Genomic DNA, 12,250 nt, shown 5'->3' on the forward strand with positions numbered 1-12,250 from the left:
CCCATGAAAAAAAATGACAGGCAAGGACCCGAACAAAAGGCAGGAAAGGCCCATGGCTTTGGATATCAATGAGTTTGTAGATCGTTTGAAAGATGCCTACAAGGCGTGGAACGCACCGGTGATTACCTTTATGGTGGGCGAGTGGCTGAGGTGCAGGTGCAGGTCCAGCTGTTTCCGTCGCACCAAAGACGAGGTGACGGCCCCTGCCGCCCGGCGCCTCTTTGCCGTGGCCAACACCCCGGAGACCCTCCTGGCCCTGGGCGAGGAGGAGGTGGCAAAACTCATCTACCCCGTTGGGTTTTATCCCACCAAGTCCAAGCGGATCATGGAGATCTCCACCATGATCCTGAACAAATACAACGGCGTGGTCCCCGACGACCTCGACGAGCTCCTCACCCTGCCCGGGGTGGGGCGAAAAACCGCCAACCTTGTTCTGGTGGAAGGCTACAAGATGGAGGCCATCTGCGTGGACACCCACGTCCACCGCATCAGCAACCGCATCGGCTACGTCAAGACCAAGAACGCCGACCAGACCGAAATGGCCCTGCGTAAAAAAATCCCAATATTAATCTCTACAACGAAATCCTCGTGGCCTTCGGCCAGGTGCTTGGTCGCCCGACTTCCGCTCCACCTGCCCCGTTGCCGACCTCTGCCCGAAAATAGGCGTGACCAAACACCGATAAGGGCTATCCCTAAAATAATAGTAACTATTCAGCTTGCCTCCGGCGGGTCGCTTTTTTGAAAAAAAGCTCCGCAAAAAACTTTCCAAATACACCCGCCCTTTGTTTTGATCGCCCTTCGGGGCGATCAAAACAAAGGGCGGGTGCAGAAATAACGAATGTCTTTCTGCGAAGCCTGGAATGACTTTATTAAGACCTGTTTGTCAAACTTTTCAAAAGTTTGGCCCCCGGCAGGGCCGCCGGAGGCTTTTTTGAACTGAATCATTACCGATCCTCTAACCCGTCACATTTACAAACGGGCGTAGCCCGTCAGCAAATGCGTAGGGCGAGGAACGAGCCCCGAAGCATTTGCGATCCTGGGGCTCAGCCCCTGCCCGCCGGAGGCATGCTTTTTTTATTTTTCCATGAGGTGGGTGACGGCGCCTTCGAGGCCGTCCAGGGAGAGTTCGTACATGGGAAAGATCTGTCCGATGGCCTGGATGGTGCGGGTATAGCCCCACATGTGGGCCTGGACCGGGTTGAGCCAGACGCAGTGGGGAAAGGTTTCGGAGAGGAACCTCAGCCGCTCGATGCTGGGCTTGCCGCTTCGGTCCTGCACATAGATGGATCCGTCCCGTGAGAGGAGCTCGTAGGGGGCCATGGAGGCGTCCCCCAGGATGATGAGCCGGGTGTCCGGGTCGATGGTGGCAAACTCGTCGATGGATTTGGGTTTCCGGTAGCGGCTGGCGTCGAGCCAGACGCTGTCGTAGATGGTGTTGTGGAAGAAATAGGTCTTCAAGTCCTTGAACTGGGCCCGGGCGTAGTCAAAGAGGGTCTGGACCACGTTGACGTAGGGTTCCATGGACCAGCCGCCGTTGTCGATCATGAGGATGATCTTGAGACGGTCCCGCAGGCTCTGGTCGAAGACAAGCTCGATCTCCCCCCCGTTTTTCATGGTCTGGTAGATGCTCTCGTCCACGTTGATCTGGTCTTTGGGTCCGGCCGGGATCAGGTTCCTCAGGCGTTTCAGGGCTTCGCCGATGTGGGCCTGGGTCAGGGGGCCGTACCCGGAGTAGTCCTTGTAGCGGCGCTCCCCTGCCACCTTTACCGCGCTTTTGCTCCGCGATTCGCCTCCCACCCGCATGCCGCCGGGGTGGTACCCGGAGTGGCCCACGGGTGAGTAGCCCCCGGTGCCGATCCACTTGTTGCCCCCGTCGTGGCGCTCTTTCTGGTCTTCCAGGCGTTTTTTGAAATAGTCGATGAGCTCTTCCGGGGTGTATTTGGAGAGCTCGTTTTCGTCCATCCCCAGGGCCTCGGCCATCTCCTTGGGGTTCTGGAGCCACTCGTCCAGCATGGCCCGGGCCACCTCGTCCAGCTCCAGCCCTTCGTCCTCCGGGATTTCCACTCCCTTGAAATACCAGGCAAAGACCTGATCGTAGATATCAAAGTAGCGCTCGCTCTTGATGAGGATGGTGCGCGCGGCCGTATAAAAATCGTCCACGGAGTTCACCAGCCCCGACGAGAGAGCCTTCTGAAGTCGCAAAAAGGAGGTGGGGCTCACCGGAACCCCGATCTCCTTGAGTTTGTAAAAAAAGTCGATGAACATGGTGCCTCCGGCGGGTCGCTTTTTAAAAAAAGCTCCGCAAAAACGTTCCGGTTGCAGCAGCGATGTTCCCTTCGTTCCTTAGGGAAAATCGCTGTTGCGAAGTCATCAGGGGGTGCTCATGCCATGTTAAAACATCCGCCTGCGCGTCACCTGATTGGCGGCCCGGCTGTAGTCCGGGCTCTTTTTGAAGAGCACGCCGAGGAAGGGGATGTCCCCTTTGGCCAGCTGCTTGACCTTGAAGTCCGGGTCGGCCTGGAGGGCACGGATCCAGTTGATGAGCTCCCGGCGGTCGGTTCGATGCCGTCGAGCTCCCTGGAGTTTGTAGAAGGTGGTGGTGGCGTTTTCCACCAGGTCGTCGCTGATATCCGGGAAGTGGACGCGGAGGATGCGGCGCATCACCTTGGGGTCGGGGAAGGCGATGTGGTGGAAGTTGCAGCGCCCGAGGAAGGGGTCGGAGAGGTCCTTCTTGGAGTTGGAGGTGATGAGGATCACCGGGCGCGTCCTGGCCGAGATGGTCTTGTCGATCTCCATGATATCAAACTGCATCTGGTCCAGGACATCCAGCATATCGTCCTGGAAATCGGTGTCGGCCTTGTCGATCTCGTCGATGAGGAGCACCACGCGCTTGTCGGCGGTGAAGGCCTGGCCGATCTTGCCCATGGCGATGTACTCTTCGATGTCCGAGACGTTGCGGGTGGAGTCGCCGAAGCGGCTGTCGTTCAGGCGCGTCAGGGTGTCGTACTGGTAGAGGGCCTCCACCAGCTTCATGCTGGACTTGACGTTGAGGGTGATCAGCGGCATGCGCAGGCTTTCGCTGATGGCGTGGGCCAGCATGGTTTTGCCGGTGCCGGGCTCCCCTTTGAGGAGCAGGGGCATCTCAAGGGCCATGGAGATGTTGACGATCTTGGCCAGCTCGTCATCCAGGACGTACTTTTTTGCACCGGTGAATACGGCGGCATTTTCAGGTGAGGACATGGGGGATTCCTTTGCTTGGGGAGGAAACGGTGCCTCCAATCAATGTTTTGTCGGGTCGTGGGTCATGGCGTAGACGGAGCGCTGTTCTGCCTCCGGGGCATGCCTTTTCACTGCCGTGGAACCCTGGTCCCGATATCTGCCTGTATCGTGACGTCGCCCCTTCTATGTGGAAGCGTCGGTCGTTGGTCTGCGGATGCGTCGAGCCGCATGGGGCCGTTCGGTGGCCCCTGGCATGGGGGATTCGTTGCTCCATTGAGACATCAAACGCTCATTATAAGGGAGAGTTTGTCTTTTTGGGAAGGATTTTATACGGCCGTCAAAAGAAGGGCGGGCCAAGGGAGGAACAGGGGCCCCTGCCGGGCAGGGGCCGCGTACGGTCTGGAGCCTGAGGGCTTGTGGCGCCTTATGCCTGGGCGCGCACCTTGTCCGAGAGGCCTTTGGTCAACGCAAGGACTTTTTCGGCCAGCTCCAGGGAGAGGGAGCCGGTGCCGCAGCTCGGGGTGATGAGGGTGGCGTTTATCAGGGCCTTTCGGTCAAAGCCTTTGGCTTCCAGGGTGCGCATCTGGGCGTCCCATTTTTCATACAGGCTCTCCACGGTCTCCTTTTCGATGTCTGCCTTTTCACCGGTGGGGACGATGCCCCAGGCGATGATACCGCCCCTGTCCAGGTAGGCTTTCAGGGGGGCCTCAAAGAGGATGAACTTGTCGAAGTAGCTGTAGGCGTCGAAGCTGATGATGTCGATGGCCGCGTCGAAGAGGAGGGTCCACTGGGTGTTGGCGCAGACATGGACCCCGGCCAGCCCCCCTTCCCTGTGGACGGCCTCGGCCATTTCGTTCAAGGCGGAGATGACGTGCTCTTCGGTGATGGTGAGGTAGGCGGAGGTGCCGAAGCCCGCCAGGGCCGGTTCGTCGAAGAAGACGATGGGCAGGGCTCCGGATTTACCGAGCATGCGTGCCTGCCAGGCGGCGTTCATGGTGAGGTGCTTTACCATGATGTCCCGGAGCTGGTCATCGAAAAAATGGCCCGGTCTTCCTGGTCCTTGACAGCGGTGCCGAAGGTGACCGGTCCGGTGATCTGGCCTTTGAGGGCAAGGGCCGACAGCGTTGGCGCCATCTCCGTCAGGGTGAAGAATCCTTTGGCGCGTTCTTTGGAGATGCCGAAGGGAGAGGCTTCGATGTCGCCGCCCCCCTCGCTGACGGTGAGGTAGGCTTCGTAGAAGGCGAGCATCTCTTCGGCAAAGGCCTCGGAAGTGGGGTCGATCCAGGAGGTCTCCTCGGTTTCCACGAGGCCGGGGAGCCCGGGGAGAAACTGGTCCACCATCCCCTCTTTGGGGTTTGAGGGGAGCTGGACCCACAGGGGGATCTCGGGGGTGTGGGCGAGGACGAGCTCCGTGGCCCGGAGGTGGTCGGACAGGGGGAGGCTCCCGATGAGAAGGGGCCTGCCCTGAGGGGTAAATGTGCTCATAATGTATTGAATCCCTTTTCAGTTATAAAGATTGACACCCTGCCGAAGCCGGTGGTATGTTCGGTGGTCGCGTGAACAACTGTGATGTATACTAAAACCCACACAGACCTTTGCATGAAGGGGGAACAGATGTTTGGACTTGGTCCGATGGAACTTACCATCATCCTCATCATCATTCTCATCATTTTTGGCGCCGGGCGACTTCCCGAGATCGGCTCAGGAATCGGGAAGGGCATCCGAAACTTCAAGAAATCCGTTTCCGAGACTGAAAACGAGAAGATCGAAGGGGACAAGAAGGACGACGCCTGAATGTGATGGGGCTCGGTGTGCCGAGGGGCAACCGGTTGTCCGCTGAGCGTTACGGACAAGATACGCGGTTGGTTCCGGCAGCCTGATACACATTATGATATGCCGCGAAAGGGGGGACTTGACAAGGTCCCCCTTTTTTTATGGTGCCGTGGCCCTTGCCTCTTCTTCCGGGCCTGTTCCCATACCCTCGGCGATGAACCGCCCTGCGCGTCCGCTGTGGGTCTCTTTGTTGCTCTCCATCACCTCCACCCTTGCTTCGGGCATGCTGCCCGCCATCTTTGTGATCTCCTCGACCCCATGCAGTTTGTCGGAGGCCGCCCCGATGACCACCACCGGTGTGGCGACCCCGGGCAGGTCGTCCCATATGGTGTAGCCGTTCAGGGCACCGGCGTTGGCCTTCAGGCGAATGGGCTCGGCGTCCATGACGGTGCGGGTGTATTTTTGGGCCTGTTCGGGCTCCTTTTTTTTGTCCACCCGGAAGTTGACCAGGTACCAGACGATGAGGTAGCGGATGACGGTGAAAAAGCAGGGGGGGAGGAATCGGATGATGGGAGCCCGCCCTGATGGGGAAGGCAAAGGCGGTGACCGGGGAGATGAGAAAGGCCCCTTTGGGGGAGACCCTCCCGCCGGACATGGCCCGAACCAGGGCCGTGGAGCCCAGGGAACTTCCCGCCACATACAGGGGCGTGCCGGAAGGGACGAGCTCTGCCGCCACCTCGCCGATGTCGTCGGCGAGCCGGTCGATGTCAAAGCGGGGAAGGGGGCCTGCGGGGAGACGCGCGCTTCTTTTTTCGCGGGACTCCATGTAGATGACACGGTAGTGGGGCGTGATCTCCTCAAGTACCTCATGCCATCCGGACAGGGCCGAGAGCCAGCCCGCCACAAAGAGGAGGACCGGCTTGTTCTCCCACGAGTCGGTTTTAAAATCAAACAGGGTAAGGGTGACGCCGTCGGAGACGGTCACAAGGGATTTGGATACCAGGATTCCCCTGGTTTCATATCGCAGGAGCTCTCTCATGATTTCTCAGGTCCGCTGGAATGTTGCATAAGGGGGGGAATCGGCATCTGTGGGAGTGACCGTTTTCCCGGGTATGGGTTGCTCTACCGGTTGCGGTAGCTGGCGCTGATCTCCTCAAGGGTGGCCAGGTACTCTTTTTGCCTGGCAAGGCCTTTGTAAAGAGCGATGTCGCTCTGGAGCCCTTCCAAGGCCTGGGGGACATCCACGCCGTAGATATTGGTGCCGGACTGGTCGGCCCGGTGAAGCACACGCACGGCGTAGTATGTGGCCAGGATCCGGTACCTGGAACTCCGCCGGAGGAGGTAGCTCCGGCCGGACAGGGTGTGGAGAAAGTAGGTGGCGTAGAGGGTTTCCACTTCCGGGGTGCAGGCGGCGGGGACCACCTGGTGGCAGGTGCTGTCCGTCATGACCTTGTAGAGGTCGGGGAGAAACGCTTCCACCGCATCGGGCTCTTTGTCCAGAAACCCTTTGAAGGCCATGATGTCTTTGGCCCCCAGGGTGCGGTAGAGGTGGGCGATGTTTCGGAAAAGGGCCAGGGTGTCCAGGTCTTTTTCCACGATTTCCGGCGGGTTGCTCGCCAGGCGGGTGAGGGCACTTTGAAAACGGGCCTGGGGCGCTTGATCCGAGGGGTATTTTTTCCCCAGGTAATCAAAAAAGGAGATCAGCCGTTTCTCCGAATCCGAACAGCCGGCGGCCTCGCCGGAAGCGGACGGGGCGATACCCTCGGGGGTCCCCAGAACCTCGCTTACCTTCTGTTCATGGGTCTCCATGGTGGTATCGCTGTGAAGCTCTTCGCGCAGGTCCTTGACCTCCCCTTTGAGCTTCTCCACATCAACCATCCATCGCTCCTGTTCCTGTTCGACGGCCTGCTGAACCGACGAGCTTTTCCAACGCTGAGCCTGTTTGGCCCCAAAGTAAAGCGCTGCTGACAATGCGGTGATGACGACAAGGGAAATAGCGACACGATTCATGATCACTCCAGATCTGTTATGTAGGAACGGTGACGCGGTTGGCGTTAGGCCGGGATGGCTCGCCCTGTGGGGAGGGCGGCGTCACAGATGAACAAACTTATGAAAATATGATACACCATAATCGATGCTTGTGCAAAAACTCATGCGGCGGCACGCACCTTCGGTAAATGGGCGAATGTCGTTGCCTGGATGCGTTATTCTGAGAAACCAGGCGTTTTTGTTGCGATTTGAACCCTGCGGTATGGAGATAAGAGGAAACGATGGCGATACCTGAGACGGACACCCCCACCACGACCCCTGCGCAGAAGGCCCGAGGGACCCTGATGATCCTGACGGCGGCCCTGGGGTGGGCCTCCTCCGGGACGGCGGCCAAACACCTGTTTCTCATGGGGGTGACCCCTGCGGGCCTGGTCCAGATGCGGGCCACCCTGGCTGCGGTGCTCATTGGCCTGTGGATCGCCATGACCCGGCCGGACCTTTTTCGCGTGGAGAAGCGAGACCTGCCGCGCATCCTGGCCCTGGGGTTCCTGGGCATGGCCATGGTGCAGTTTACCTACCTGTTTGCCATCAGCCGTATCCATGTGGCCGTTGCGATTCTGATGCAGTACATGGCACCGGTCTTTATCTTTTTCTGGTCCCTGACCTTTGGGGCCAAGAAGCCCACCCTGCTCTCGGCCGCGGCCATTGCCGTCACCGTCCTCGGGTGCTACTTCGTTTCGGGTGCCTATGATTTCGACCTGTCCGAGCTGGACCTGCTGGGGCTGGGCAGCGGGCTGGCCTCGGCCGTGAGTTTTGCCGTGTACACCCTGTTGGGGGAAGGGCTGGTGGGGCGCTACGATCCCAGGGCCGTGACCTTTCACGCCTTTTTGGTGGCGGCGGTGACCTGGAACCTTGCGTCTGCGCCCCTCTCCTTTGTGGGCATGTGCGCGGATCCTGCGTTTCTCTTCTGGGGCCTCTACGTGGTGGTGATCGGAACCGTGGCCCCCTTTCTTCTGTATGTGGCGGGCATGAGGGGGATCAGTTCCGTCAATGCCTCCATCACGGCCACCACCGAGCCGATCTTTGCAGGGCTCATCTCCTGGGTGTTCATCGGAGAGGCCCTGACCCCCGTCCAGATGGCCGGGGCCGCCCTGGTCCTTTTTGCCGTGGGGGTGCTCACCGTCAAGGGGTAAGGCACAGGCCGAAAGCAACAGGGCTTTTTCCCGGGTGTGCTTTTGACCTCCCCATGGATTTTAAGTATAATGGCTCATTGGTTTCCGGCTGTGATCCGCCTTTGTTTCTTTAAAGATGTCCCCTTCCTTTTGCGGAGAGATCGCCGGGCCTCCATTACCCACCTTTGTTTGATTCGTATCGCCGCCTGATGTGGCCAGCTGAAGTCCATCGCCCCTCCAATCCGTGTGCGGGCACGCTCTTTGAGGATTGCTACCCATGCAAAACAAACACAAGTCTGCGGGGATCCACGATGCCTTTGTCTGTTCCAGCACCCATGTGTCACAGGAGATTACTGCCATAGAGGACGCCATTGCGGCCCATGGGGGAGACCGCCGTGTCGTTGATTCATTGCGTCAGGCCTGTGCACGTCTGGAGCATGTCCACGGTGTGCATCGGGCTGTCCGGCGGTCCCTTGCCGTGACGTCGGGGATTAAGAGCCCCGAGGTGTTGATCGGAAACGTGTGCCGGTCCCTTGTGGATGCGGGAGGGTACGAATCGGTCTGGATTGTCCTGTTCGGCACGGACAGGAGGCAACGCACCTGGGCTCAGTCCGGCATGGGGGATAAGGGGGAGGCCCTGGGCCGAAAACTGGAGGCGGGCTGGCTTCCCCGGTGCGGCAGGGACCTTCTGACTCCGGAAGGGGGATGTTGCCAGGCAGAGGCCTTCGGAATCTGTGCGAACTGCTCTTTTGGCAGCGCGTGCAGCCAGCAGGGGAGCATTGTGACCCGTCTGGCCAGGGGCGGGCGAGCTCCTGGGAAATCATGAGCGTGACCCTGCCTTCCCAGGAGGCCGCCGGAGATGAGGAGGCATGCCTGGTGCAGGAGGTGGAAGGAGAGATTTCCCGCGTCATTGAGGGGTTGAACCGGGACCTGGACCGGGCCGAGACCGAGGCTGGCCTGGGGGAGTCGCGGCGCGTCATGGACACCCTGCTGAAGAACCTGCCGGGCATGGCTTACCGGTGCAAGTACGATGGGGAGTGGACCATGGTGCTCGTGAGCCGGGGGGGATATGAACTGACCGGCTACCACCCGGAGGAGATGGTGGGGAACCGGGCGGTGGCCTACAACACCCTTGTCCACCCTGAGGACCGGGCCATGGTCAAGGAGACCGTGGACGAAGGTATTTCGGGCAGCGACTCCTTTGAGATGGAGTACCGACTCCTGACCAGGAACGGCACCGAAAAGTGGGTCTGGGAGAGGGGCAGTGTGGTGCGCATCGGCGGGGTGGTGGTGGCCCTGGAGGGGTTTGTCACGGACATCACCCAGCAGAAACATGCCATCGAGGGCCTCCGCTGGAGCAACCGGCGCTACCGGATCCTGGTGGAGGACATGCCGGCCATGGTGTGCCGGTTTCTGCCCGACGGCCGGTTGACGGACGTCAACGAGAGTTACTGCCGCATGTTCGGCATGGCCCGGGAAGAGCTTTTGGGGCAGAACTTTTTTGCCTTTCTTCCTCCGGCGGTGCGGGACGCCGTGCGGGATCATTTCCATGAGCTGACCCCTGAAAATCCCATGGACACCTACGAACATGAGGTGATCAACCCCACCGGCCGAAGGGGGTGGCAGGAGTGGACGGATCGCGCCATTTTTTCCGATGACGGGGAGCTTCGGGAATTTCAGTCCATCGGCCGGGACATCACGGAGCGGCGCCGTGCCGAAGAGGCCTTGAGGGCCAGCGAGAGGCGGTATCGGGCGTATATCGACAACTCCCCGGTGGGGATTTTTATCTTTGGCGAAGAGGGGGGCTTTGTGGAGGCCAACGAGGCTGCAGGATAGTGGGCTACTCCCGAAGCGAGCTGGCGACCCTGAAGGTAAGCGACATCGTCGGTGCCGATGCCACCGGCAAGCGCGCGCCCAACTTCGAGCGCCTGAAACGGGAGGAACATGTCCGGTCCGAGACCCCGCTGCACCATAAAAACGGAGCGATTATCCACGGCATCATCGAGGCCGTGGCCCTGGGGGAAGGCACCTACATGGCCTATTTCATCGACCAGACCGAGCAGAGAAAGCTGCAGTCCCAGCTTCAGCAGGTGCAGAAGATCGAATCCGTGGGTCGGCTGGCAGCAGGCGTCGCCCATGACTTTAACAACATGCTCTCCCCCATCCTGGGGTATGCGGAACTCCTGTTGGACGAGCTTCCAGAAGGGGAGGAGTGTTACGGCTATTCCCTGGAGATCAAAAACGCTGCCGAGCGCTCCCGCAACCTGGTGCGGCAACTTCTGGCCTTCAGCCGAAAGCAGGTGCTCCGGCTGGACCCCCTGGACCTCAGATCCATTGTTGCCGGGATGCAGCCCCTGTTGCGGCAGACCCTCCGGGAGGATATCGCCCTCACCGTTTCCCTTGCGGAGACCCCGTGTCCGGTGCGCGCCGACATGGGCCAGGTGGAGCAGATTCTCATGAACCTGGCCGTCAATGCCCAGGATGCCATGCCCGACGGCGGGGAACTCTCCATTACCGTGCGCATGGCCGTTCAGGAGGCCGATGCCCCTCGGCTTCACCTGGATCTCTCCCCGGGGGAGTATGTGCTGGTGGAGGTGCGGGACACGGGGCACGGCATGGACCCAACCACGGCCGAGCACGCCTTTGAACCCTTTTTCTCCACAAAGGGCAAGGGGGGGACCGGGCTTGGGCTCTCCACGGTGTACGGAATCATTACCCAGCACGGGGGGGCGGTGCGCATGGATACCCGCCAGGGGGAAGGCGCGGTGTTCTCCCTCTATTTCCTCCGGGAGGAGGAGCCCGTGGCCGAGATACCCGAGGTGACGGAGGAGAAAGCCGTGGCCTCGGGCCATGAGACGGTGCTGGTTGCCGAGGACAACGAGGTGGTGCGGAACATGACGGTGAGTGTTCTGACCCGCCTGGGCTATCGCGTCTTTGACGCCGCAGGCGGTGAGGAGGCCCTGGCCGTGCTGAAGAACCACGAAGGGGCAGTCGATCTGCTCCTCACCGATGTGGTGATGCCGGGCATGAACGGCCGGGAACTCTACACCCGGGTATCCCAGCTCTACAGCGGGATACGCGTTCTTTACATGTCCGGGTACTCAGACGACGTCATCGCCCACCACGGCGTTCTGGAAGATGGGATCCATTTTATCCAGAAGCCTTTTACCATCGAAGGGCTCACCAGCAAGGTGAGGGAGGTGCTGGACATCGCCTGCTGCGCCGGAGCTTCCGGGTCATGAGAGGTCTTGGTAGGCCCTTGAAACACGGGTCACCGTGGTGATGCCGCAGGCCGCCGCAAAGGCAAGGGCAAGAACGGGAAAGGCCGCCGGAAACAGGCAGGCGGCCACGTAAAAGGCGATGGTCTCGGTCCCTTCGGTGAGCCCTTCCAGGTAGTGGAGGGCTTTTCCGCTGGGGTCACGTCCCTGCTTGTGGGCCATGGCTGCATAGGCCAGAAAGCTGGAGCCGGTCCCCACAAAGCTGAAAATGAGCACGGACGCTGCCAGGGCGTTGCGGCCGGGATCGGCCAGGGCAAACCCCACCACCACGGCGGAGTAGAAGATAAAATCCAGGACAATGTCCAGGAACCCTCCCGCATCCGAAGGGCCTGCGTCCCGGGCCAGGATACCGTCGATGCCGTCTGCGATGCGGTTGGCAACAATAAACACAAGGGCCACACCGTACCACCCCATGGCCAGGGCCGGCACCGCCAGCATCCCCACGCCGAATCCTGCCATCGTCACCTTATCCGCATGCACCCCCCGGGCCTTTAACGGGGCGGCCAATCCCTCCAGGGGGCGTTTCACCCACCCCGCACTCCATTTGTCCAGCATATGTTCTCCTTATTTGTTTTCACGACCCTTCAATGGCCAAAATCTGTTCAACAACTGCCTACTATGGTTAACGCCGGAGCAAAAAGCCAGCCTCCGGCGGCCCTGCCGGGGGCCAAACTTTTAAAAAGTTTGACAAACAGGTCTCACGCCATCATTCCAAGGCTCCGCCGAAATTATTTTGATATGTTCGCCCCCGTGTATCGGTTTTTACGGCGCTTTTTTTCAAAAAAGCGACCCGCCGAAGGCAAGCTGAATAGTTACGTT

General features: G+C 60.1%; 14 protein-coding genes. 7 read left to right on the top strand and 7 right to left on the bottom strand.

The features are described from left to right. Positions 1–52: 52 nt before the first annotated feature. Entirely contained in the window at positions 53–742 is a 690-nt protein-coding gene (locus ACOYW1_RS30565; RefSeq protein ID WP_482420936.1) for an endonuclease III domain-containing protein, read from the top strand. Positions 743–1,074: 332 nt separating this feature from the next. Here ACOYW1_RS30565 and ACOYW1_RS30570 read toward each other — a convergent pair whose 3' ends face one another. The 4 genes from ACOYW1_RS30570 to ACOYW1_RS30585 all read right to left on the bottom strand — a co-directional run bounded on the left by ACOYW1_RS30570 (position 1,075) and on the right by ACOYW1_RS30585 (position 4,704). Next, positions 1,075–2,265, bottom strand: a complete 1,191-nt coding sequence (locus ACOYW1_RS30570) for a vWA domain-containing protein (protein WP_482414511.1) — start codon at positions 2,263–2,265, stop codon at positions 1,075–1,077. Positions 2,266–2,391: 126 nt separating this feature from the next. Beyond that, a complete protein-coding gene (locus ACOYW1_RS30575; protein ID WP_482420937.1) occupies positions 2,392–3,240 on the bottom strand; it encodes an AAA family ATPase in 849 nt (282 codons plus the stop codon). Positions 3,241–3,643: 403 nt separating this feature from the next. Then, positions 3,644–4,231: a uroporphyrinogen decarboxylase/cobalamine-independent methonine synthase family protein gene (locus ACOYW1_RS30580; protein WP_482420938.1), complete on the bottom strand. Its 588-nt coding sequence runs from the start codon at positions 4,229–4,231 to the stop codon at positions 3,644–3,646. Then, positions 4,225–4,704, bottom strand: a complete 480-nt coding sequence (locus tag ACOYW1_RS30585) for a uroporphyrinogen decarboxylase/cobalamine-independent methonine synthase family protein (protein WP_482420939.1) — start codon at positions 4,702–4,704, stop codon at positions 4,225–4,227. Before ACOYW1_RS30585 ends, ACOYW1_RS30580 begins: the two co-directional genes overlap by 7 nt. Before the next feature lie 129 nt (positions 4,705–4,833). Here ACOYW1_RS30585 and tatA point away from each other — a divergent pair, with 129 nt between their 5' ends. Continuing rightward, positions 4,834–5,013: a twin-arginine translocase TatA/TatE family subunit gene (tatA, locus tag ACOYW1_RS30590; RefSeq protein ID WP_092209519.1), complete on the top strand. Its 180-nt coding sequence runs from the start codon at positions 4,834–4,836 to the stop codon at positions 5,011–5,013. A gap of 138 nt (positions 5,014–5,151) precedes the next feature. Here the strand turns inward: tatA and ACOYW1_RS30595 are convergent, their stop codons facing one another. After that, positions 5,152–5,589, bottom strand: a complete 438-nt coding sequence (locus ACOYW1_RS30595; protein ID WP_482420940.1) for an alpha/beta fold hydrolase — start codon at positions 5,587–5,589, stop codon at positions 5,152–5,154. On the opposite strand from ACOYW1_RS30595, the gene ACOYW1_RS30600 reads away from it, so the two are divergent. Further along, positions 5,577–5,822, top strand: a complete 246-nt coding sequence (locus ACOYW1_RS30600; RefSeq protein WP_482420941.1) for a hypothetical protein — start codon at positions 5,577–5,579, stop codon at positions 5,820–5,822. The genes ACOYW1_RS30595 and ACOYW1_RS30600 overlap by 13 nt on opposite strands. A gap of 292 nt (positions 5,823–6,114) precedes the next feature. On the opposite strand, the gene ACOYW1_RS30605 is transcribed toward ACOYW1_RS30600, so the two are convergent. Beyond that, positions 6,115–7,002 carry a hypothetical protein gene (locus ACOYW1_RS30605; RefSeq protein ID WP_482420942.1) on the bottom strand — a complete coding sequence of 296 codons (888 nt, stop codon included), beginning with the start codon at positions 7,000–7,002 and terminating at the stop codon, positions 6,115–6,117. Between the two features lie 260 nt (positions 7,003–7,262). Here ACOYW1_RS30605 and ACOYW1_RS30610 point away from each other — a divergent pair, with 260 nt between their 5' ends. The 4 genes from ACOYW1_RS30610 (at position 7,263) to ACOYW1_RS30625 (ending at position 11,395) form a co-directional block, all read left to right on the top strand. Continuing rightward, the gene (locus ACOYW1_RS30610) at positions 7,263–8,174 is read left to right on the top strand and encodes an EamA family transporter (protein WP_482420943.1); all 912 of its coding nucleotides are present in this window, start codon (positions 7,263–7,265) and stop codon (positions 8,172–8,174) included. A 256-nt stretch (positions 8,175–8,430) separates the two neighbouring features. Then, the gene (locus ACOYW1_RS30615; RefSeq protein ID WP_482420944.1) at positions 8,431–8,979 is read left to right on the top strand and encodes a hypothetical protein; all 549 of its coding nucleotides are present in this window, start codon (positions 8,431–8,433) and stop codon (positions 8,977–8,979) included. After that, positions 8,976–9,989 carry a PAS domain-containing protein gene (locus tag ACOYW1_RS30620; protein ID WP_482420945.1) on the top strand — a complete coding sequence of 338 codons (1,014 nt, stop codon included), beginning with the start codon at positions 8,976–8,978 and terminating at the stop codon, positions 9,987–9,989. Before ACOYW1_RS30615 ends, ACOYW1_RS30620 begins: the two co-directional genes overlap by 4 nt. Next, positions 9,989–11,395, top strand: a complete 1,407-nt coding sequence (locus tag ACOYW1_RS30625; protein ID WP_482420946.1) for an ATP-binding protein — start codon at positions 9,989–9,991, stop codon at positions 11,393–11,395. The genes ACOYW1_RS30620 and ACOYW1_RS30625 overlap by 1 nt, the downstream gene beginning before the upstream one ends. Here the strand turns inward: ACOYW1_RS30625 and ACOYW1_RS30630 are convergent. Then, positions 11,390–11,986 (bottom strand): CDP-alcohol phosphatidyltransferase family protein, encoded by a 597-nt coding sequence (locus ACOYW1_RS30630; RefSeq protein WP_482420947.1) that lies wholly within the window; start codon positions 11,984–11,986, stop codon positions 11,390–11,392. The two genes, ACOYW1_RS30625 and ACOYW1_RS30630, sit on opposite strands and share 6 nt — an antisense overlap. Between the last annotated feature and the right edge of the window lie 264 nt (positions 11,987–12,250).

Source organism: Desulfoluna sp. CYM3A (assembly GCF_056829965.1).

Bases quoted from the DNA above. Each gene is read 5' to 3' on its own strand.
- ACOYW1_RS30565 (WP_482420936.1), top strand. From the start codon at position 53: ATGGCTTTGGATATCAATGAGTTTGTAGATCGTTTGAAAGATGCCTAC.
- ACOYW1_RS30570 (WP_482414511.1), bottom strand. From the start codon at position 2,265: ATGTTCATCGACTTTTTTTACAAACTCAAGGAGATCGGGGTTCCGGTG.
- ACOYW1_RS30575 (WP_482420937.1), bottom strand. From the start codon at position 3,240: ATGTCCTCACCTGAAAATGCCGCCGTATTCACCGGTGCAAAAAAGTAC.
- ACOYW1_RS30580 (WP_482420938.1), bottom strand. From the start codon at position 4,231: ATGGTAAAGCACCTCACCATGAACGCCGCCTGGCAGGCACGCATGCTC.
- ACOYW1_RS30585 (WP_482420939.1), bottom strand. From the start codon at position 4,704: ATGAGCACATTTACCCCTCAGGGCAGGCCCCTTCTCATCGGGAGCCTC.
- tatA (WP_092209519.1), top strand. From the start codon at position 4,834: ATGTTTGGACTTGGTCCGATGGAACTTACCATCATCCTCATCATCATT.
- ACOYW1_RS30600 (WP_482420941.1), top strand. From the start codon at position 5,577: ATGGGGAAGGCAAAGGCGGTGACCGGGGAGATGAGAAAGGCCCCTTTG.
- ACOYW1_RS30605 (WP_482420942.1), bottom strand. From the start codon at position 7,002: ATGAATCGTGTCGCTATTTCCCTTGTCGTCATCACCGCATTGTCAGCA.
- ACOYW1_RS30610 (WP_482420943.1), top strand. From the start codon at position 7,263: ATGGCGATACCTGAGACGGACACCCCCACCACGACCCCTGCGCAGAAG.
- ACOYW1_RS30615 (WP_482420944.1), top strand. From the start codon at position 8,431: ATGCAAAACAAACACAAGTCTGCGGGGATCCACGATGCCTTTGTCTGT.
- ACOYW1_RS30620 (WP_482420945.1), top strand. From the start codon at position 8,976: ATGAGCGTGACCCTGCCTTCCCAGGAGGCCGCCGGAGATGAGGAGGCA.
- ACOYW1_RS30630 (WP_482420947.1), bottom strand. From the start codon at position 11,986: ATGCTGGACAAATGGAGTGCGGGGTGGGTGAAACGCCCCCTGGAGGGA.